The following is a 21,949-nucleotide window of genomic DNA, read 5'->3' on the forward strand; positions in this document are numbered from 1 at the left end:
TCCCTAATGAACAGGCCGTTACCGCAGTTTACCTACCTCAGCGCTGACTTCGCTCGCGATGTCTTTATTCAACAAGCCGCCACCTGCAACTGCTGTGGTAAAGACACTGATCGCCACTATAACGGCACCATTTACAGGGTCGGTGACAGCGATATCACCCTGTGCCCGTGGTGCATCCATGATGGCAGCGCAGCCGCTAAGTACGCATGCAGCTTCAACGATCTTTATGATGAAGCACTTGATGATGCCATCGCGGCGGAAGTTTGCGAACGCACGCCGGGTTACAGTTCATGGCAGGACCAGAGCTGGGCGACCCACTGTAACGATGCCTGCGTTTATCACGGCGATGCCAGTGCGAAAGATGTTGCCGACGCCAGTGCAGAAACCCGTCAAAAGTGGATGAGCGATTACGAAATGGATGAGGAGAGCTGGTCGCAGTTTATGGCCGATTACAAACCGGGTGGCGATCAGGGCGTTTATAAGTTTGTCTGCCGCCATTGCGAATTGGTGATGTTTAACTGGGATTTTTCCTGACAGGTGTTTCTGCGGGAGGCAATGTGATGGCATCACCGTTGCCTCCCGACGAGAGGGGATGAGAAAGGTCAACCCGATGCGGTATCACTCACTGCATTAATGTTTTCTCTCGCATTGCTCTGGCACTGTGTCGGGTCAGGAAAGGGAGAATACTTAACAACCCGAAGGCTGCCAGTATCCCCCCGATCCAAAGAGGTGAACGAAGTCCATATCCCTCAGCAATCGCCAGCCCCCCTACCCATGACCCCACGACAATCCCCACATTACTGACAGCAATATATATCGTATTGACTAAAGAACTGTTTTTCGCCAGTCGCATAACCCGTGTCGCCAGTGCCGGATTCATCGGTAATCCCACCAGACCTGTCAACAACAGGGCCAGAGTGCTGATCACCATGGACTCCGTATTCAGGGCAAAAGTCACCAGCAGCGTAATAAGAATAACTTGCCCGCAAAACAGGATACGCATGGTATATCTGTCCGCTATTCGCCCTACTATCATGATACCGACCACCGTCGCAGCGCCGTACATCGCCAGAAGCACCGGAACGGTCGTCGGAGAGAAACCGGTGACCTGAGTAAGAATGGGAAAAAGATAAGTGAACATGGCGAAAACAGCACCAACCACTAAACCACTGGTGATACAGGCAGCCCACAGTTCTCCCTTACCTAATGCCGCTATTTCCTGTTTCAAACTGGCGCTGCTTTTAACAGGTTGTTTAGGAACCAGAGTCGCGCATGCAATGATGCCCAACAGCATCAATCCGGAAATAATCCAGAAACTCATACGCCACGACGTATATTGATCAAGCCAGGTGGCCGCGGGTAATCCGATAACGGAGGCAACCATTAATCCCCCCATGACAATCGCGGATGCCCGACCTATACGCTCCGGGCCAGCCAAAGATGCACAGACGGATAAAGCAACCCCGAAGAAAGCAGAATGTACCACGCCGGAAAGAATGCGGGAAAATAGCATCACATTATAATTCATTGCCACAGCACCGATCGCCTGGCTGAGACAAAACAGTGAAGCCAGGATAAGTAATGCGTGTTTATTTGACGTTTTAAATAAAAGAACAGCTAATATCGGCCCGCCGACCACAACGCCTCCGGCAAAAGCGGAAACGAGATAACCGACAGAAGAGACGGAAACGCCCAACGAGACCGCTAATGATGGCATCATACCGACAACCATAAACTCGGAGGTGGTCATTGAAAAAACACACATCGCCAAAACATAAATAACCACAGGCATGATTACGTCCTTATAGAAAGCATCCAATATGACTTTCTGCTCTGACGATCTCATTCAAAGCCAGAGCAGAAAAAAACCAGATTACGTACGATTAATGCTCACACCACCGTCAACAAATAAAGCGGTGCCGGTAGTAAATGCCGACAGCTCGGAAGCCAGATACAGTGCAGAATTGGCAATTTCTACCGGCGTTGCCCTGCGTTTCATCGCATGAAGCCCATTGATAAAAGCCTCTTTCTCCGGCGTATCGGTGGATGAACGCCCCATTTCTGTATCCGTTCCTCCTGGTAATAACGCATTAACCCTGATCCCTGCCGGGCTGTACTCGGCTGCCAGCGCACGCGTCAGGCCAATCAAACCCGCTTTGCTTGCAGCGTAGGCGGCCATTCCAGGAAAACCAATGGCATGCCCTACGAATGAGGACGTAAAGATCAGTGACGCATTGCCACGTTGCAGCATCGCGGGAATCTGATATTTAGCCGCAAGAAACGCACTGGTCAGATTGGTCTCTATTGTTTCATTCCAGCCTTCCAGAGAAATACCGGTGGTCTCGCCCATTTCGCCCATCGTGGCAGCGTTGTTGAAAGCAATATCCAGCCCACCAAAATGGTGAACCGCTAATCTCACCGCTTCTTTCGCACAAGCTTCATCCTTTACGTCAGCGGCTAACATTACGGCCCTTCCGCCCGAAGAGATAATTTCATCAACCAGCGACCCCAGCTCGGCAGCACGACGGGCGACCAGTACCAAAGCGGCACCTTCTTTGGCGAAAATTTTCGCCGCTTCACGCCCGATTCCTGAACTTGCACCTGTAATTAATGCTGTTTTATTTTTCAACATCATCATAACTATGATCCTTTAATAAATGACGTATTAACGTACCTTGGCCGGATTAATCAATGTGATAAGTTCCGACATATTTTTACCGAATGGCGCTTCTCCATCTTCAACCCTTTCGGCATATTTCCAAAAACCAGTACTAAACATCATCCCATAGTCGCGTGCTTCGCTTACGGCCTTGAGTTGAACTATCGGATTATTCTTTGCCCCCTTTAAACCCGGTAAAATGGGTTTGGTAATAGATTCGAAATAGCCAAGAATAGATTTCTTCTCAGTATCCGGCGTCCAGATAAGCTGAACAATAATTGTCTTATCCGTGACATTAAGGTAGCCGTGAATAGAATGCCGCGGACCAAACACCAGGCTTCCTTTTTTCATAGGCACCATGCGGATAGTATCGCGCCCAGAAATATCGGGTGGGTTATCCAGATCATCATATTTCTTGGTTCCCATCAGCATAACAACACCGCCTTCCGGGGTATAAAACCACTCATCCGTTTGAGTATGAACATGTAATGGCGGCCCGGAACCCGGAGGAACTTCAACTTCAGCCATTAAATACCGTCCATCCGTGGACTTACCGGTGCGAAGAAATTTTATAGATGCACCTTCAGGCTCACCATTGACGACCAGTGGGTTCGGATCATGTGTTATTTGAGAAAAAACAGCCGCATTTTCTTCTGCATCAATTGCCCACTCGGAAAAATCGCGTTCAGTATTCATTAATTCCATTTTCATGACATCCTCCTGACTACATTGATACCCAGAAATTCAACGGGTGAAACTTCATTCACTCATCTTGCTTCCTGTCACACGGGAAAATAATGAGTCTGTGTTTTCAGGATTATCATTTCCTCGCCAGCAAATGTACTGATCAGGGCGAATAAGCAGTAATGGGTAGCGATATAACGACAATGCATCTGGTGCAGGAAGCTCAATGATTTTTAACGGTATCCCCCTTTTTTTCGCCACACGGAGAAAATCGCTCACGTCGGGCGCATCTGCGCCAATACGCAGCAGAGAAAATCCAGAACCAAGCAGATCAAACAGGGATCGCCGATGTCCCTTAGCGTCCTCCACCCAGATATGCGGAAGACGCCCTCCCGGCGTGCTATCGGGCTGATAGTCATGAAGGTTATCGAATGGAGGACGTTCGCCATCAGTACAAATCAGAGGAGACTGGTCATAGCGAGCCCCCAGCTCAATCCCGGGCGAACTGAACTGGCTACGAAATACCTGCAAAGCCTGACCAAACTCAAGACGCGATCGATGCGCCGCCGGACTCTCTGCAATCTCAATATCGCCCGGTATTTTCAGACGACTTGCGCGCTGCGTGAGCTGACGGGCCGCAGCAGTATTGCGCCTGGCCACGGGCCTCCGTTCAATTTCATAAGAGGCCAGCAGCCCGGGCTGCGCCCACCCCTGAATCACTGCGGCCAGTTTCCAGGCAAGATTTGACGCATCATCAATGCCGGTATTCATGCCAAACCCGCCGGTTGGGGAAAATAAGTGAATCGCATCACCCGCCAGATGAATCCGCTTTTCAGAAAAACGCTCTGCAATTTGAGCAAGGCCACCGTGCCATACTGAATGTGCGATAATGTCAACATCGACCGGTTCTCCACACCCTGCCTGTATGTGCTGAATCATCTTCTGATCGTCCGGCTCTTCCGTTTCTGAACCCGGTTTGGATAACAACACGAATTCATCTTTTCCATTCAAACTGATAAGCAACATTCTTAAACCTGGCGCCATAACGTTGTACATCCAGGCTTCTTTACCTCGCAATATTCTGTTGTGTAATGCCGGAATACGGAGGTGCGAAGAAAACATTCTTCCCGTTAAGAAACCCGCGATCGCCGTGTCGGTCCCCTGGTAACCTATCCCCAGCGTTTTCCTGACAAAGCTATGACTGCCATCACATCCAATAAGATAATCCGCACGCCACGACTCCCTGCGGGACGAATGAGTAGAGTCTTCAATAATGACGTTAACGCCAGCCTCATCCTGTTCTAAAGAAACCGCGTGCCAGCCGAAGCGCACCTCTATGTTTTCTCTTTCGTTGAGATGATTGTGCATATAACGCTCAACATACATTTGATTCGCTCTGAGCAAAGGCTCAGGTATTTGATGCGTGACATCATCATCCCGTGCTATCACCGCTCTTTGCTGTTCTGACGGCATGCTGAAGCGCACCAGCTCCCAACTGTTTAATCGGGTAAAATAGGTAATATCTCTGGGATACGTTGATGGGAGACCTAATTTTCTGATGGCAGCTGAAATTCCGACACGACGGTAGTGCTCCATCGTCCGGGAGTTATGTGTGTTCCCCTTAGGGTGAAGGCGTGTCTCTTTATCTCGGTTGACAATAAGGCTACGCACACCATGATAATCAAGGAACAACGCCAGCATCATCCCAACAGGCCCACCGCCGATGATGATGACGGGTGCGTGATGTATGGCAGGAGAATTCATATAACCTCCTGGTGATCAACAGAAAGTGGTATCAATTTCATAATATAAAAATGGTTTTCACTGCCATTCCCGCCGAATTCAGAGACCACGATTTCATATTGATAACCATATTGACCGAGCAATTCTGTCAATGCAGAAATATCCCCCTGACTGCTGAATCCCAACAGTAACGCACCACCAGGAGCCAGATAATTTTTTACTTCCTTAAAAAAACGATGATGTGTGGCATAGCCAACATCGCAAAATGCGTGAAGTATCTTATTATCGAAAACATAGTCTTCAGGAACAAAAACAAAGTTTGAATTCCAGAAAATAGTATCAAACTGATCGCCTTGCTTGAGCGCATTGAAAAGATCGCTTTGAAGCGTCGATACAATATGATCAACACCATGCCTTTCTACATTCATCCGCGTATTGTTCACCGCTGCTTCGCTAATATCGGTGGCAACAACTCGTGCACAACCGCTAAGGGCAGCAACAACCGCAGTGACACCTGCACCACATCCTATTTCAAGAAAACGGCCACCTTTAGGATAAGGTATCAGACGGGTAAATATCCCTGTAGACTGAAAATGAGTGGGAGGAAAAACGCCCTCGTTAATCATAAAATGATGGCCAAGACATTCGTAATTATGGCAACCATCGCTTTCAGCATCATTCAGTCGTTGGATAACGGAATTAAGCACTGCCGAGTTAAAAGTATGTTCCTTCATCTTTTCTCTCTTAGATAATTGATTACTGTTAAAGAGAATGCTGTATTTAAGGAAAAACCTTAATTCATTAAATTTCTTTCAGCGTTTATCCTGATAAGCGATAAAGCAGACTGACGCAGTTCTCTTTTTAATATTTTACCTGTGGCACCCACGGGCAGGAATGCCAGACTGTCCACAACGATCGAGGCAATCGCGTGTTTCGCTAAAAATGGGCCAGAGTTCATCATTGACTCATAGATACGCTCCGTTACCTGTAGCGAAAGTGCAGCGGACTCACGTGTTGCTTCCCTGTCTGCCAGAATTAACACCAGTATTTCAGGATCGCTAGCGGTTCTTCCTGCAACGCCCACCACCACGGCATCACAGACGCCATCGACCTGCTGCGCGACCTCTTCGAGAAACAAGGTATAAAGGTTGCCTGACGGTGTTACCACAACATCCACCTCCCGGTCGACATGATAGAAAACACCCTTTTTGCACAGCGCGATATCACCCGTCACAAAGTAACCATTTCGCCATGCCCTGTTCGTCTGTTCCGGCTGCTGCCAGTACCCTGAGGTAATGGTGGGTGAACGTACAGCAAACAGGCCGGGTGTTCCGGAAGGCACCTCTTCTCCCGTTGCAAAATCGAGAATTTTAGCCACGGCAATATCAACAGGACGGCCAATTGAACGATGAGGGGCCAGGGCATCAATCCGCGACTCATTACGAAATAACGCCATTCCCAATTCCGAGCTGCCAAAAGAGTCCATATATTTTGATTTCGGCGCCCCCTGCAACAACCGGCGTATATGGCTTTGATGAGAGGCATCTCCCATACTTAACCATCGGCGTACAGTGGTAAATTCGGCATCACCGATCCCCGCTTCGATCAACGTCATATAGCTGTGAGGAAAGGCGGCAACGGTGGTGGGAGAAAAAGCATCTATTGCCTGCCGTAAAGCTTCTCCATCCTGAGAACCCACGACATACGTGGGGATACCATGCAGAATTGCCGTTTCTAAATGGCTGATTGCCGCTGAATGTGACTGAGGAAGAGCAGTGAGCAGTCGCTCATCGGGCCCCTCTGAAAAGCGGCCAATGCGCACTCGTTTTCCCATAAAGAACTGGCGGTGTTCAAAACGGACCGCTTTTGGCACACCTGTGGTGCCGGAAGAATGGCTCAACATCACCAGAGTGGAATCTTCAGGTTCGAATGGCCACGACTCAGGGAGGGAAATCGCCCGGTGAAAATCCGCCGTCGAAATATCAAGCGTTTCATTCGACTGTTGCCATTGCCGGACAAATGAACTCTTTTTACTTGTCTCAGCGTCAATGACCAGTTTCAGGAAACCGTTCTCATTCATATACAGAATCCCGAGATCTGCAGGTATTCCTGGATTGATAAGTGAGATAGTCGCGCCAAGGCTGGTCAATGCAAGATAATGTAAAAACGGTGTAATACCATCCTCAACACAAACAGAAATGACATCCCCTTTTTTCACTCCATGCTGTAAATACCACTGCGCCAGAAACATTCTATACTGCTGTAATGTGTTAAGGCTGAGAGCCTGTGTATATCCTCCTCCCGGGGAAAGGAGCGGGCGATCCAGAAAGAGGAATGTTCTCTCTTTACAGACGTTGAGTAACAAAATACGGTCCAACATATTCCCGCAACCGAGAGACTCATCCTCACGTAACCGGTGTAATATTTTTTCCGAAAATAACCCACTATCCTGTCGTATTTCACTGACAAAACGTTCTCTCGATCGCATGTGATGACTCATTTCAGCGCCCTTCCCTCTGGGTATTTTTGTCTTGAGACTCTTAAGGGTATTTTTATACTTTTCATTAAATTCACAATGCTAACTAACAACTCTTCGGGTTGAGGATGCTGAAACACATTACGACCGATACACAAACCATATGCACCATGAGCTACCAGCGTCGAGGTCATCTCACACAATCTGTCTTCCGTGCATAACTCTCCTCCGGCGAAATAAACCTGAATATCCTGGCAATGCTTAGCCAATATAATGGGTATGTCAGATATCGCTTTTGGTGGTGCTAACTTGATTGCATCCGACCCTAATTCAGAGACAATTCTGATGATGTGATTGATTCTGACTATTCTTTCATCATCATTGGATAATTCCTCTTTATCGTATGCCATCGTTAACACAGGCATCCCGTACGCGTGTGCTTCATCCACAACGCGGCCAAGCAGAGAAAGGTTATGCCCATAATTATCCTTTGAAAAGTTAACCTGAACGGATACAGCATCAGCACCAAGCCGCAATGCGGCTACTATATTCGAGACAATAATTTTCTTATCAGGATCGGGGGCTATACCGGGCATTCCATTAAGCTGAACCACAATTCCTGTTGCAGGGTGCAACATATCACGATCGATTAACCTTTCGATAAGACCTTTATGTCCAATAACCGCACTGATGTTTTTGCTGCCAATCCATCGGGACAGCCTTTCGGTTGTCTCTATTCCGTCAATTGGACCTAGTGTGAGACCGTGATCAAGAGGGACAATAAGTCCCAGTGGGAAATCAGAAAATAATAGTGAGTGTAGCCTTATTTTTCTTCCAATGAAACTCATCGCTCACCTCGCTATTTTTCTATAATACTTTCATTTATTTTAATGCCTACATGGCGGCCAGGTTCGGTGACGTACCCTAAAACCTTATCGCCTGCCTTGAGTTCAGAAATATTAAGAGGCTTAGCCGCGTCAGAAAATATACGGACATGCCAGTCATCCTGCATAATGACGCTGACACGTTCTTGATGAGAAAACTCAACCTCAATCAGCCTCAGAGGGCGCAGCTCTATTTTCATACGGCCAACAGCAGCACGGCGGGTACGCCCTTTAGCATTCACAACCATAACGGGAGAACCGGTTTTAAGTTCGCTCATATAATCCGTGAGGTTGTCCTGATTGAATACATACGAATGCATCGCCCCTGCATTCACCCTGAACGGGCGTAATTCCATATAGGGTAGGAAAAACACTTCAGCACAGCAGAGCAAACCGCCCTGTGAGGTATTGCCGACCAGAATGCCTTCATCAGGCTGGAACAACGTTGCGGTATCAATGCAGGCACGGTATCCCATTCCTACGGGTCGACTATCCATCACCGTCCCGACCTGAATAGTGATGTCTTTGTTTCCACGATCTGACATTCTATTAAGAAAGTCACTCATGACATCATGCTCTACCGGAGAAAATATAACGCCTTCAGCACCATATTCCATTACGCCATAAGAAACGATTGCATCATCCACATTTGAAGGTTCCTTCACTTCTTTCATTAAAATTGTGTGCGTTGATTGTAATGATGCAATGACGAGTTCTAGCGGAATGTTGGTGGGATCGCGAAAAAGTATCCAGAGATAGTCAAAATCAATACCATCACTAATTGATCCCAGTAGACTTTTCTGGTCATCGACATAACAAATATAGCAGGATGGAATATCATTTTTTTTAATATTTTTTAGTGCATGAACATCATGATAGGCGACACTGAAACGAGAACTTCCTTTCTGCGCTTTAAACTCATCAAAAAAAACACTCTCATGAAACTTTTTTAGTTCTGTTTCGTTGCGGATTTTCAATACTATTTGCATCCTCTCTGGGATCGCTTTAATGAGATCGTTGATATTTTCAAGATAAACAACAACTCCACTATAAATAGAATTTATCACTCTAATGAACATACCGTCATCCGGCTTTTTATTTTTCAACTGAATCGTATCAAACAAAATATGAGGGGTGTCATCACACTCTCTTTTCAATCGCCCCTGAGTTTTAATGTTTCCTAATTTTACCGATGAGCGTTTTAATACTGTCTCTTCGGTAACGAAATTGTCAACCTTAGCTTCATTTTTATTCACTTTAACGTCAGAAGGTTTCATGTAAAATCCTTTTATAAGTAAGAGGTAGGAATAAAATTCCAAGAAAAAAGCCACAGTAGAATGCAGTATTGTTCTTAAAACCAATACAGTATTCTTCCGTGCGATGCTTTTAAACCATCCGAATCTTGCTTTTGAATTCTTAACGAATAAAAATCATTATCTGTCTTTAAATTAAATAAGGATTCTATAAAGCAATCTTACTTTTTATGATTTTTACACTTCAACATCTGCCATTCAGCATTTAATATTTTATAAAGCATCATGAAAAATGATGCCTAGCGTATGCCGGTTACCATGATGAATTTTACTGACACCGTGCCGCATATTGACTCGATAATGCCCTTTATTTCCTTGCACCGGGCGGTGAGACACAGCAAAAATTACCGCATCCCCCTTTTTCAAACTGAGCACTTCTGCCCGGGTTTGCCTACGGGGCCTCTGTTCGGTTAAAACAAACTCACCGCCCAGGAAATCCTGTTCAGGTTCGGAAAGCAGAATGGCAACCTGTAAGGGGAAAACCCGCTCCCCGTACAGATCTTGATGCAGGCAATTATAATCCCCTTTGGTGTACTGCAAGAGGAGAGGCGTTGGCCTTATCTGGCCCGCGCTATGACAAAGGTCAAGATAGCGTTGATGCGTTGATGGATATTCCCACTGAATATTCATTTTTATATTCCAGTCATTGGCTATTTTTGCCAACTCTGGATATAACCCCGTGCGCAGCTCGGCGACCCTATCGGGTAACGGATATTTAAAGTATTTATACTCCCCCTGACCAAACCCATGACGCCCCATATGGATATGGGAGCGAAACCATTCACCCTGTGGATACATTGCTTTGAGGGTATCGCATTCTTCATCAAGGAGAAGCCCACTGATACAGGCGCTTCCTCCTGCATTCAGTTCAACAGTAATACGTTCCCAATCGAGCACTAAGGCACGATGGGTACACCGTGGATGATATTCATTCATTGAATTTTTCTTCCCGGTCTAACAGCGTTCGTTTGCGTTCGACTCCCCAGCGATAGCCAGACAGAGAACCATCATTTTTCACCACACGATGGCAGGGGATCGCCACGGCCAGAATATTGGCTGCACAGGCCCCCGCGACAGCGCGCACTGCTTTTGGGGAACCTATACGCTTCGCAATATCGGTATAACTGACCGTAACCCCAACAGGGATCTCGCAGAGTGCTTTCCAGACGCGTTGTTGAAATGAGGTACCGCGGATATCTAAAGGCAACGCTAATGTCATTTGTGGGGCTTCAATAAACCCAACCACTTGCGCTACCACCTGTTCGAATTCCGAATTGCCTCCCACCAGATTCGCCTGGGGGAATTTATCTTCCAGATCCTGTAGCAATTTATCAGCATCATCCCCCAGAAGGATGGCACAAATGCCCTTCTCACTTTGAGCCACCAGGATATTACCTAAAGAACATATGCCTATTGCGAAATATATCTTTGCCCCTTTTCCTCCTTCTCTCCATGCCTTAGGCGTCATCCCTAGCATTGCAGAGGCATTTTCATAAAAACGACTGTTAGAGCTAAAGCCTGCACTGTAAATGGCCTCTGTTACGGAATCACTCTGCCCAAGATTGTCACGCAACTTTTCATGCAATCTTGCGATGGAGTAATCTTTTGGTGTTAAACCGGTGATCGATTTAAACAGTCGGTGAAAATGGAAAGAACTCATCCCTACATAATCTGCCACGTCAGACAGTTTCATTATTCCTTCACTTTTCTCTATGTAACGGCAGGCTTCTTCGATTTTATCCGTGTAGATTTTTTCTAATTCTGGTTGCCCCTGATAGAAACGCTTACTGGCACGATAGCCTTGCTGTTCCGCTTCACTGGCGGAATTAAAAAACACCACGTTATGTTGTTTTGGCTGCCGCGTCGCACTGGACGGCGAACAGTACACACCTGTCGTACGCACGCCATAGACATAGTGACCATCTGCCTCTTTATTTCTTTCAACAATGCCCTGCCAGCGCTCTTCATCTGTCATCCATTTCTTTGACTCACTCATACACTTTACCTGTGAAAGTTGAATACACCAGGGCATCCAGCCCGAACATATTGGTTAATTTAAAAGTAAAAATAGAGAGAAAACACTCCGTTTTTTGCTTTTGTATTAACCTGCAAAACGGGAGGCCGTAATGGCACATTAAATTTGTTCCCCGTACGCAAGTCATATCATGGCCGGACAACACCGTGGTCACGATGAGTTGACCGCGACATGATACCTCCCCTTCCTCCGCACTTATCATCCTCCTCTTCCCCCATGCTTTCCCCTACCCTATTGACGGCTATCATCACAGGGATGTCATCATGCTCAAGAAAATCGGCCTTACTCTCGCTATGCTGCTCTGCGGCTGCGCAACCATCACCAGCCACACCGTTGGCAACAATCCAAAAAACTCCTTTTATGCGGGGACGCAACTCGACGTCCACACACTGCCTGACTGTCTCGGGTGCTGGCTCAATCTGCCGTTCTCCGTCGTGGCCGATACGCTGATGTTGCCGTTTGATACCTGGCATTACTACCACACGCCGGACAACATCACACAGCCACCGAAGCCGGCAGAGAACGTGAAATAAACGTCCTGTTTATGCTAGCCTGCGGAAAACGAAAACAGCACAGGAATAGGGCAATGGACGGACAGCAGATTCAGACACTCACCATGCAGATAGCTCTGGCGCTGCCCGAAGCAGAGCTTGACTACCCTTTCGGCCCGGAGATTGAGGTATTTAAAGTGCGCGGTAAGATGTTTGCGCTGATGTCGCAGGTGCGCGGCGAACGCATCGTGAACCTGAAGTGTCGCCCGGAAGATGGCGAACTGCATCGGGTGATCTACGACAGTATTCATGCGGGCTGGCATATGAATAAACGCCACTGGATTTCGATTTATCCGGGGGAGCAGATTACTGAGGGATTAGTGAAACAACTGGTGGAGGAGTCTTACGATCGGGTGGTGGCAGGTTTGCCGAAACGCTTAAGGCCAAGCGCACTGAGGGACAGTCGCGAATAGCCCCCATTTAAGATCAAAAAAAGGGGCGATGACTCGCCCCTTTTTCAGCACTGCGTAGCAGCAAACTATGCCAGCTTGCGCATCACCAGGGTGGCGTTGGTGCCACCGAAGCCGAAGCTGTTAGACATCACGGTGGTCAGCTTACGCTCGGTAGGCTGAGTCACGATGTCCAGGCCTTCTGCTGCCGGGTCCAGTTCATCAATGTTGATGCTTGGTGCAACAAAACCGTGCTCCAGCATCAGCAGCGAGTAAATCGCTTCCTGCACGCCAGCGGCGCCCAGTGAGTGACCTGTCATCGCTTTGGTCGCCGACATCGCCGGGGTTTTATCCGGGAATACGGCACGGATAGCGCCCAGTTCTTTCACATCGCCCACTGGCGTTGAGGTTCCGTGGGTGTTCAGGTAGTCAATTGGGGTATCCACACCTTCCATTGCCATACGCATGCAGCGCATTGCGCCTTCACCGGATGGCGCCACCATGTCAGCACCGTCAGAGGTCGCACCGTAGCCAACGATTTCAGCGTAGATATGTGCGCCACGCGCCAGTGCGTGCTCCAGCTCTTCAACCACAACCATACCGCCGCCACCTGCGATAACGAAGCCGTCACGCTGCTGATCGTAAGTACGGGACGCTTTTTCCGGGGTGTCATTGTATTTGGTGGACAATGCGCCCATCGCGTCAAACTCACAGGACATTTCCCAGCACAGCTCTTCGCCGCCGCCAGCAAATACGATATCCTGTTTGCCCAGCTGGATCTGCTCTACAGCGTTACCGATGCAGTGCGCAGACGTGGCGCAGGCAGAGCTGATAGAGTAGTTCACGCCATGAATTTTGAACGGGGTCGCCAGGCAGGCAGACACGCCAGAAGCCATTGCCTTGGTCACCATATACGGGCCAACGCCACGCAGACCTTTGGCACGCATACCGTCAACGCTGGCAGCCTGATAGAACGGTGAACCACCGCCGGAACCGGCAACCAGGCCCACACGTGGGTTGTTCTGGTACTGCTCATCGGTCAGGCCGGAATCTTTCACCGCATCCTGCATGGAGAGGAAAGCATAGATTGACGCATCGCTCATAAAACGCAGCATTTTGCGATCGATACGGGCTGAAATGTCGTCCTTCGTTAACTTAACGTTACCCCAGACGTGACTACGCATGCCGGAATCTTTGAGTTCTTGCGAGAAGGTGATGCCAGAACGGCCTTCACGTAATGATGCCAGAACTTCCTCTTGGTTATTACCAATACTGGAAACGATCCCTAGGCCAGTAATCACAGCACGTTTCATTCAATACCTCTTTCACTTCTAATTAGGATTCGACTGGCACTCTAGCTTACAGTTGTACGCCGAACAAGTCCGATCAGCGAATTCCTTGTGTAAATTTGCGTAGGGTCAAGCACATCGTTAAAATCGCGCCACTGCCTGAGCAATGAGCCTTTGCCGTGAAAACCGCACCAATAGAGCACGCACAACTACGCTGGAACGATCAGGGTACACCTGTATCCCGAGTATTTGATGATGTCTATTTCTCTAACCAGAATGGTCTGAAAGAAACCGGCTACGTTTTTCTGGAGGGTAATCACCTCCCCGAACGTTTCACCACGCACCCGCGCGATCTCTTTATTGTGGCCGAGACTGGATTCGGAACGGGCCTGAATTTTCTGACGCTATGGCAGGCTTTTGATGCCTTCACCACGCGTGAGCCAGAAGCCAGACTCCAGCGATTACACTTTATCAGCTGTGAAAAATTTCCTTTAACGGCCAGCGATCTCGACGCCGCCCTGCAAAGCTGGCCACAGTTGGCCAATTATGCGCGCCAGCTGCGTGAACAGTGGCCGCTCGCGTTACCCGGCTGCCATCGTCTGCTGCTGGATGGCGGGCGTGTTACGCTCGATCTGTGGTTTGGCGATATTAATCAACTTATCCATACTTTTGATGACACCCTGAATCAGCAGGTCGACGCCTGGTTTCTGGATGGTTTCGCCCCGGCCAAGAACCCGGATATGTGGACGCCGGAACTGTTTGACTGTATGGCACGCCTGGCGAGGCCGGGCGGCACGCTGGCCACCTTTACGGCGGCCGGATTTGTGCGTCGTGGTCTGCAGCAGGCCGGATTTGAGGTGACAAAGCGCAAGGGGTTTGGTGAAAAGCGCGAGATGCTGATTGGCCATCTGCCCGCTGCTGTGGTCCGGCCTGCGCAGGCTCCGTGGTATGCGCGCCCGGCCGCTGAGGGCGATGATTTTGCCCTGGCAGGGGGAGGCATTGTCAGCGCACTGCTGGCCCTGGCATTACTGCGGCGCGGTAAAAAGGTCACGCTTTATTGTGCCGATGCCCGCCCGGCCGAGGGCGCTTCCGGCAATCGCCAGGGCGCAGTTTACCCGCTGCTCAACCACCACGATCCGGCACTGGCACAGTTTTTCCCTGCCGCCTTTACCTTTGCCCGCCGCGTCTACAATCAGCTGACCCTACCTTTCGAGCATGACTGGTGCGGCGTCACTCAGCTGGCGTGGGACGAAAAAAGCGCGGAGAAAATCAGCAAAATGCTGCAAATGGCGCTGCCGCCCGCGCTGGCTGCAGCCGTGAACATCGAAGAAGCGGAAGCACTGTGCGGCGTCACCACCGGCTGCGGCGGCATCACCTACCCGCTGGGTGGCTGGCTCTCTCCGGCAGAACTGACCGCGGGACTGTGGCAGCAGGCAGCACAGCAGGGCGCGACGTTACACTGGCAGCAGGAGATCACGCAGTTGACGCCACACCCGGCAGGCTGGCAGCTAAGCTTCCGCACGCAGCCTGACTGCACGCATCGTAACGTGGTGCTGGCAACCGGCCACCGTCTGACAGATTTCATCCAGAGTGAGAAGCTGCCCCTCTATGCGGTGAGTGGTCAGGTCAGCCACGTACCCACCACGGAGGCACTGTCCGCGCTGAAACAGGTGCTGTGCTACGACGGCTATCTGACGCCGGTCAGCCCACAGTTTCAGCAGCACTGCATCGGAGCCAGCTATCATCGCGGCGATACTGCGACAGAGTACCGCGCCGACGATCAGCAGGAGAATCGCGATCGCCTGCTCCGCTGTCTGCCGGATGCAGGATGGCCGCAGGAGATTGATGTCAGTAACGGCAAAGCACGCTGTGGCGTTCGCGCCGCCACGCGCGATCATCTGCCGATGATGGGCGCACTGCCGGACTATGCCGCTACGCTGCACCAGTACGAAACGCTGGCGCAGCAGCAGCAACAGGCTGAGCCCGCACCGGTTTATCAGGGCCTGTTCGTGCTGGGTGCGCTGGGATCGCGTGGACTGTGCAGCGGACCGCTGGCAGCAGAAGTGCTGGCGGCGCAGCTGTGTGGCGAACCGATCCCGCTTGACCGCTCCACCCTGGCCGCCACCAGCCCCAACCGCTACTGGGTGCGCAAACTGCTGAAAGGAAAAGTACCGAAGTAAGAATAATCCTTGCTTTAATGTGCTTATGGCAGGAAATATCATGACCCGCGCCGGATAAATAGCATAAGATTCCCATTGTGCCCCTGAATTCTTCAGGGGCATTTTTGTATCTGGCCCGTAAACGAACAAACGGAAAGAACGGGCCATCAAGGATGATTTGCTATGGACTTCACGCTTAACGGCCGGCACGTCTCGATTGACGATGTGCACTCAGATACCCCCCTTCTTTATATATTGCGTAATGACTTCCAGTTAAATGGTCCAAAGTTTGGCTGCGGCATCGGTGAATGTGGTGCCTGCACCATTATTATTGACGGTGTGGCCGCCCGATCCTGTAGCGTGCCTGTCCATACTGTCGCCGGCAGGCAAGTCACGACCCTGGAAGGATTGGCAGAGGATGATGGGCTGCATCCGGTACAACAGGGCTTTATTGATGAACAGGCCGCTCAGTGTGGCTACTGCACCAACGGCATGATCATGACGCTGGTGGCGCTCTTCCGGCGCAATCCGCGGGCATCAGAGCTGCAGATTAAAAATGAGCTGGCATTTAATCTGTGCCGCTGCGGCACCCATCTGGAAATTTTGCGCGCGGCGCAGAAGGCACGCGAACTCATCAGCGGAAGTCAGCCATCATGAACCTGTTCACTCTGACACGCCGCCGCCTGGTGCAGATGGGGGGTTTTATAAGTGTAAGCACTCTCCTGCCAAACCTTTCGCTGGCCCAATCCACGGCAATAAGCGCTTCACCCCCGGTCACGATCGGCAGTTTTATCGCACTGGCCGCAGATGGCAAAGTGACCGCCTTTAACGGCCATGTCGACCTCGGCACCGGTGTGCGTACGGCGCTGTCGCAATATGTCGCCGATGCACTGGATGTTCCCTTCAGCGCCATTACGATGATACTGGGTGATACCGCTTCAACGCCGGATCAGGGCCCGACAATTGCCAGCGCCACACTACAGGTGACGGCGGTCCCGCTTCGCCAGGCAGCCAGCCAGTTGCGTCAACAACTTATGCTGTTGGCGGCAAAAGCCATGAATCTCTCCGCAAGCCAGGTGTATACCAATGCAGGCTGGGTCATTGACCGACAGCGTCCGGATCGCCGCCTGAGCTATGGCCAACTGGCTCAGGATAAAGACACGCATTTGCCTCTGGACACCGCTGTCCCGCTGTATAGCGCAAACCGCTATACCGGTAAATCGGTGGCGCGCGTGGATATTCCGGCAAAAGTGAGTGGCAAACTGACCTGGGTTCACGATCTCCGCATACCCGGTATGCTGCATGGCCGCGTAGTGCGCCCGCCTTATGGCGGTGCTGATAGCAGTGCCCCGCTGGGGCACAGTCTGATTTCAGTCGATGAGCATTCTGTTGCCCATCTTCCGGGTATCGTGAAGATTGTGGTGATGAAGGATTTTGTCGGCATTGTCGCCTTACGTGAAGAGCACGCGATTGCTGCGATGTACGCGCTAAAAGTGAACTGGAAGCCCTGGGCCGGACTGCCTGCGCTGGGCCTGGACCAGTTGCATCACACGCTGGCCAATTGTGAGAAAACCCCGCGCGTACTGCGTGACGATGCAGGCACTGACAGCGCGCTGAAGAACCGGCATGTCGCCGTTGATGCCGACTACGTCTGGCCCTATCAACTGCATGCCTCTATCGGTCCTTCCTGTGCCGTAGCCGACGTGCGCAACGGGCAGGCAACGCTGTGGTCAGGCACGCAGAACCCACACGATCTGCGTAGAGACATCGCACTGCTGCTGGAACTGGCCCCTGCCATGGTCGAGGTGAAACGTATGGAGGCCTCCGGGTGTTACGGGCGTAACTGCGCGGATGATGTCGCCGCCGATGCGGCATTGCTGTCACAGGCAACGGGCAAACCCGTGCGCGTGCAGCTCATGCGCGAACAGGAAGCCGCATGGGAGCCCAAAGGCGCCGCGCAGTTAATCCGCGTCAGCGGTGGGCTGGACCGCATGATGAATATCTCATGCTACACGCTGCGCACCTGCTATCCCTCCAATAATGCCACCACCCTGCCGCTGATCCTGACGGGAAAAGTGCCCAATCAGCCAGTCGTCCAATCTATGGGGGATCGCACCGCCATTCCGCAGTACCACTTTCCCCATATGCGGATGATCTGTGAAGATGCCGCCCCGCTGGTACGCGCTTCATGGATGCGCGGCGTTTCGGCTCTGCCGAACGTGTTTGCTCATGAGAGTTGGATCGATGAAATCGCCTGGCATTCTGGCCGCGATCCGATCGATCTGCGCCTGGAACATCTTGAAGATTCACGTGCGATTGTCATGATTAACCATCTGAAGAAAATGGCTAAATGGAAAAATGGTCCGCCTCACCATCGCCCTCAACACGAGGGTTCCGTACTACGGGGTCGTGGTTTCGCCTCGGCGCGCTATGTCCACAGTCAGTTCCCCGGATTTGGTGCCGCCTGGGCTGCCTGGGTCTGTGATTTAAGCGTGAATCGCCAAACCGGAGAGATTACGCTGAACAACATCTTCGTCAGCCACGACTGCGGGCAAATGGTCAACCCGGACGGGGTTCGCCATCAGGTGCACGGCAATATTATTCAGTGCGCCAGCCGGGTGTTAAAAGAGTTTGTCACGTTTGATGCCAGCGGGACGACCTCACTTGAGTGGGGCAGCTACCCGCTACTGCGTTTTGACGAGCTGCCTGACATCCAGATCGCGCTGATGGACTACCCGGACGAACCCGCTATGGGTGCCGGCGAATCCGCGTCCGTGCCGGGGGCCGCAGCCATCGCAAACGCCCTGTTTGATGCCACCGGCATTCGTTTCCGTGCGCCGCCGTTTACCCCGGATCGCGTGCTGCGCGCGTTACAGGGAGGCCACGTATGATTCAGAATAAATGGCTGCGCATGTCAGGCGGGACGGTGCTGGCACTGGTTGTCGCCGTGGCGATATTCAGTCTGCAACCCGAGATTGCCCCGATTTCCCCTCCGGATGCCGCGCAGTTTTCTGCCGAAAGTATCAATAGAGGAAAAACCCTGGCGGCACTGGGTGACTGTAGCGCCTGTCATACCCGCCCGGGGGGCGTGACCAACAGCGGGGGGCTGGCCATGGACACGCCGTTTGGCACGATCTACACCAGTAATATCACCCCGGATTTCACCAGCGGGATTGGCGGCTGGTCTTACCCGGCATTCCTGCGCGCGATGCGTTACGGTATTGACCGCCGTGGGCATTACCTCTACCCGGCGTTTCCCTATACCTCCTTCACGCAAGTCAGCAACGATGATTTGCATGACCTTTATGCCTTTCTGATGACCCGGCCCGCCGTCAGCTATCAGCCGCCGGAAACACGGTTATCCTTTCCGTTCAGTATTCGCCAGGGGATGGCGGCATGGAACTGGCTGTTCCTGCACCCGGGAGAACGCACACCGGACCCGCAGCAGAGCGCCATATGGAATCGGGGGGCTTATCTGGCCGGAGGGCTGGGCCACTGTAGCGCCTGCCATTCACCGCGTAATCTGGCCGCTGCCGAAAAACACGGTAGTGATGCGCTGAGTGGCGGTGTTGCTGAAGGATGGATCGCCCCCGCGCTTAACGACCGATCTCCGGCACCTGTCGCCTGGGATGAAGTGCAGTTGCAGCGCTATCTGCGTACCGGATATTCCCCGGAACACGGCGTAGCAGCAGGCCCGATGGGACCGGTGATCGCGGGCGGGCTCTCGCAGCAATCGGATGAGGATCTGCAGGCATTAGCCCACTGGCTGGTCAGCTTCCAGTCCCCCAGCTTGGCACAGGCCGATGAACTGACTGCACGTGCAGAACAACGTGCACTGCGTCTCGACTCCGCAGGAGCGCGGCAGTATGCCGGTTCCTGTATGGTCTGCCACTCCCGGCAGAAAGGGCCGCAGCTGTTGGGTGTGCGCCCGTCACTGGCGCTGAACAGTAATCTGTATAGCGCTATGCCCGATAATCTTATCCGCATTGTGCTGGACGGTATCAGCCATCCGGCAACCCGCGATCTGGGCACCATGCCCGGCTTCCGCCATCAGCTTAGCGATCACCAGATCGCCACGTTGCTGAACTGGTTGCGCACTGATTTCGCGGGTCAAACGCCCTGGTCCGATCTGGAGAACAAGGTGGCAGCGATTCGTCAGCAGAATCATGGAGCCGAATAAATGAAGGATGTGGGGATATTAGTGATGGCGGCAGGCAACAGCCGGCGCTACCGCGAACAGGATGGGCGGCATAAGCTGCTGGTCAGGCATCAGGTGTGCGGCAATCTGTCGCTGCTGGCCCACACCTTGCAAATAGCCACTGCCGCCTGCGGCAAGCGGGTGAATGTGGTGTTACGTCCGGAAGATCACGCGTTGATCGAGACGACACGGCGTTATCACTGTGGCATCACGTTGCTGGAGAGCCCTTCTCTGGGCGACTCGATCGCCGCAGGCGTGGCGGCACAGCCTTACTGGTCCGGCTGGCTGGTGATGCTGGCTGATATGCCCTGGTTACAGTTAAATACGGTAAAGCGAGTCCGTCAGGCACTGGCCTTTGCCGATATTGTCCGCCCGCAGTGGAAGCTGCAGGTCGGCCACCCTGTCGGCTTCAGTGCCAACGTGCGTGAAACGTTACTCGGCCTGCAAGGCCAGGAGGGGGCACGTTCTATTCTGAACGGTGCCCCGCCGCTGCTGTTACAGGTGGACGACCCGGGTTGCGTGCGCGATGTGGATGTCCCTGGTGACTGGGCGGAATTCTGATGGTGAGCTCTCTGGATATCCAGGTGCTGGAAAACGCCCTGACCTGGGTGAGTAAGCAGCGTTGTATCTGGCTGTGTACCGTCCTGCAAACCTGGGGATCGGCACCCCGTGCGCCCGGCTCGTTGCTGGCGGTTTCTCAAGAGGGTGCTGTCTGTGGTTCGCTTTCCGGCGGCTGCATCGAACAGGATTTTCTGCAGCGGCTGGCTGCAGGTGACCACCGACTGCCCAGCCAGCAGGTACGATACGGTACAGGGGGGCTGTCACCGAATGTCGCGCTGCCCTGCGGCGGCAGCCTTAATGTATTGATTGAATACCTCCCCGCGTCGGCAGAGACCGAACACTACCTGACGCAAATGCTTCAGGCGCTGCGCGGCGAGGTCAGTCTGGAAAAACAGATTGCGCCCGGCCAACCGGGGCGGTTGCTCCCCACTGACATCATAACAGGGCGGCCGCGCGTGACGCAGCAGGCTAATGGCCTGGTCCTGACGCTCAGTGCAGCTACCACGTTACTGATTGCCGGGCTATCTCCGGTGGCGGAATACTGCATGCATTTCGCACGCATGCTGGGGTTTCATATCCAGGTATGCGAGCATCGCGATGCGTGGCTGGCTGAGTTTGACGCCCGCACGATGCTGAATTCCGGGGTGGAAATGATTCGTTGTTTTCCTGCCCGCCATCTGGAGCAGCACGGATGTCCTGCACATACGGCGGTGCTCAGCCTGACACACGATGCGCGCATTGACGACCTGACGCTGGTAGAAGCCTGTCATACGTCCGCATTTTATATCGGTGCACTGGGTTCACAGAGTACCAGTGAACGCAGGCGGGTGCGGCTGGCAGAAATGGGAGAGCTGAGTCGTGAACAGCTGGCACGTATCAGCGCGCCAGTCGGCATGGCGCTGGGCAGCAAAACGCCGCCAGAAATTGCGCTGGCGATTATGGCGGATATTGTTCGGGTAAAGAATGGGGTTTGAATACAGGGCAGAAGGCGGCCTTCTGCCCTGCGGG

20 protein-coding genes are annotated in these 21,949 nt (G+C 51.9%); 9 read left to right on the forward strand and 11 right to left on the reverse strand.

The genetic code is table 11. From position 1 onward, the window contains the following. Nucleotides 1–6 precede the first annotated feature (6 nt). Nucleotides 7–534, forward strand: coding sequence for a CbrC family protein (locus FY046_RS03920; RefSeq protein WP_133841343.1), 528 nt, complete (start codon nt 7–9; stop codon nt 532–534). Between the two features lie 88 nt (nt 535–622). Here the strand turns inward: FY046_RS03920 and FY046_RS03925 are convergent, their stop codons facing one another. The 10 genes from FY046_RS03925 to ada all read right to left on the reverse strand — a co-directional run bounded on the left by FY046_RS03925 (nt 623) and on the right by ada (nt 11,755). Next, nucleotides 623–1,792 (reverse strand): MFS transporter, encoded by a 1,170-nt coding sequence (locus FY046_RS03925; RefSeq protein ID WP_171149087.1) that lies wholly within the window; start codon nt 1,790–1,792, stop codon nt 623–625. Nucleotides 1,793–1,873: 81 nt separating this feature from the next. After that, nucleotides 1,874–2,638 (reverse strand): SDR family oxidoreductase, encoded by a 765-nt coding sequence (locus tag FY046_RS03930; protein ID WP_133841341.1) that lies wholly within the window; start codon nt 2,636–2,638, stop codon nt 1,874–1,876. A gap of 27 nt (nt 2,639–2,665) precedes the next feature. Next, nucleotides 2,666–3,370, reverse strand: coding sequence for a cupin domain-containing protein (locus FY046_RS03935; RefSeq protein ID WP_167863577.1), 705 nt, complete (start codon nt 3,368–3,370; stop codon nt 2,666–2,668). 48 nt (nt 3,371–3,418) lie between these two features. Then, nucleotides 3,419–5,107: an FAD-dependent monooxygenase gene (locus FY046_RS03940; RefSeq protein WP_133841339.1), complete on the reverse strand. Its 1,689-nt coding sequence runs from the start codon at nt 5,105–5,107 to the stop codon at nt 3,419–3,421. Next, complete coding sequence (locus FY046_RS03945; protein ID WP_446185765.1) at nt 5,104–5,820, reverse strand: methyltransferase; 717 nt, start codon at nt 5,818–5,820, stop codon at nt 5,104–5,106. The genes FY046_RS03940 and FY046_RS03945 overlap by 4 nt, the downstream gene beginning before the upstream one ends. 59 nt (nt 5,821–5,879) lie before the next feature. After that, nucleotides 5,880–7,586: a class I adenylate-forming enzyme family protein gene (locus FY046_RS03950; protein WP_446185766.1), complete on the reverse strand. Its 1,707-nt coding sequence runs from the start codon at nt 7,584–7,586 to the stop codon at nt 5,880–5,882. Beyond that, nucleotides 7,583–8,410 carry a class I fructose-bisphosphate aldolase gene (locus tag FY046_RS03955; RefSeq protein WP_446185767.1) on the reverse strand — a complete coding sequence of 276 codons (828 nt, stop codon included), beginning with the start codon at nt 8,408–8,410 and terminating at the stop codon, nt 7,583–7,585. The genes FY046_RS03950 and FY046_RS03955 overlap by 4 nt, the downstream gene beginning before the upstream one ends. Before the next feature lie 11 nt (nt 8,411–8,421). Then, entirely contained in the window at nt 8,422–9,723 is a 1,302-nt protein-coding gene (locus FY046_RS03960; RefSeq protein WP_446185768.1) for a 3-dehydroquinate synthase II, read from the reverse strand. A 249-nt stretch (nt 9,724–9,972) separates the two neighbouring features. After that, a complete protein-coding gene (locus tag FY046_RS03965; protein ID WP_133841334.1) occupies nt 9,973–10,695 on the reverse strand; it encodes a 2OG-Fe(II) oxygenase in 723 nt (240 codons plus the stop codon). Continuing rightward, nucleotides 10,688–11,755: a bifunctional DNA-binding transcriptional regulator/O6-methylguanine-DNA methyltransferase Ada gene (gene ada / locus FY046_RS03970; RefSeq protein ID WP_133841333.1), complete on the reverse strand. Its 1,068-nt coding sequence runs from the start codon at nt 11,753–11,755 to the stop codon at nt 10,688–10,690. Before ada ends, FY046_RS03965 begins: the two co-directional genes overlap by 8 nt. Nucleotides 11,756–12,057: 302 nt before the next feature. On the opposite strand from ada, the gene FY046_RS03975 reads away from it, so the two are divergent. Both FY046_RS03975 and FY046_RS03980 read left to right on the forward strand, forming a co-directional pair. Next, nucleotides 12,058–12,327 carry a YceK/YidQ family lipoprotein gene (locus FY046_RS03975; RefSeq protein ID WP_446185769.1) on the forward strand — a complete coding sequence of 90 codons (270 nt, stop codon included), beginning with the start codon at nt 12,058–12,060 and terminating at the stop codon, nt 12,325–12,327. Between the two features lie 53 nt (nt 12,328–12,380). Next, nucleotides 12,381–12,758 carry an MmcQ/YjbR family DNA-binding protein gene (locus FY046_RS03980; protein ID WP_133841331.1) on the forward strand — a complete coding sequence of 126 codons (378 nt, stop codon included), beginning with the start codon at nt 12,381–12,383 and terminating at the stop codon, nt 12,756–12,758. Between the two features lie 65 nt (nt 12,759–12,823). Here FY046_RS03980 and fabB read toward each other — a convergent pair whose 3' ends face one another. Beyond that, nucleotides 12,824–14,047 (reverse strand): beta-ketoacyl-ACP synthase I, encoded by a 1,224-nt coding sequence (fabB, locus tag FY046_RS03985; RefSeq protein WP_133841330.1) that lies wholly within the window; start codon nt 14,045–14,047, stop codon nt 12,824–12,826. Between the two features lie 155 nt (nt 14,048–14,202). On the opposite strand from fabB, the gene mnmC reads away from it, so the two are divergent. From mnmC to FY046_RS04015, 6 genes are all read left to right on the forward strand, one after another. Then, nucleotides 14,203–16,203 carry a bifunctional tRNA (5-methylaminomethyl-2-thiouridine)(34)-methyltransferase MnmD/FAD-dependent 5-carboxymethylaminomethyl-2-thiouridine(34) oxidoreductase MnmC gene (mnmC, locus tag FY046_RS03990; protein WP_446185770.1) on the forward strand — a complete coding sequence of 667 codons (2,001 nt, stop codon included), beginning with the start codon at nt 14,203–14,205 and terminating at the stop codon, nt 16,201–16,203. A gap of 162 nt (nt 16,204–16,365) precedes the next feature. Then, a complete protein-coding gene (locus FY046_RS03995) occupies nt 16,366–16,839 on the forward strand; it encodes a (2Fe-2S)-binding protein (RefSeq protein ID WP_133841328.1) in 474 nt (157 codons plus the stop codon). Beyond that, complete coding sequence (locus FY046_RS04000; protein WP_133841327.1) at nt 16,836–19,073, forward strand: xanthine dehydrogenase family protein molybdopterin-binding subunit; 2,238 nt, start codon at nt 16,836–16,838, stop codon at nt 19,071–19,073. The genes FY046_RS03995 and FY046_RS04000 overlap by 4 nt, the downstream gene beginning before the upstream one ends. Continuing rightward, nucleotides 19,070–20,362, forward strand: coding sequence for a c-type cytochrome (locus FY046_RS04005; RefSeq protein ID WP_133841326.1), 1,293 nt, complete (start codon nt 19,070–19,072; stop codon nt 20,360–20,362). The genes FY046_RS04000 and FY046_RS04005 overlap by 4 nt, the downstream gene beginning before the upstream one ends. Next, nucleotides 20,363–20,941, forward strand: coding sequence for a nucleotidyltransferase family protein (locus FY046_RS04010; RefSeq protein WP_159336257.1), 579 nt, complete (start codon nt 20,363–20,365; stop codon nt 20,939–20,941). Further along, complete coding sequence (locus tag FY046_RS04015; protein ID WP_205945462.1) at nt 20,941–21,915, forward strand: XdhC family protein; 975 nt, start codon at nt 20,941–20,943, stop codon at nt 21,913–21,915. Before FY046_RS04010 ends, FY046_RS04015 begins: the two co-directional genes overlap by 1 nt. Nucleotides 21,916–21,949: the final 34 nt, after the last annotated feature.

This window comes from Erwinia sp. 1181_3, assembly GCF_052824965.1.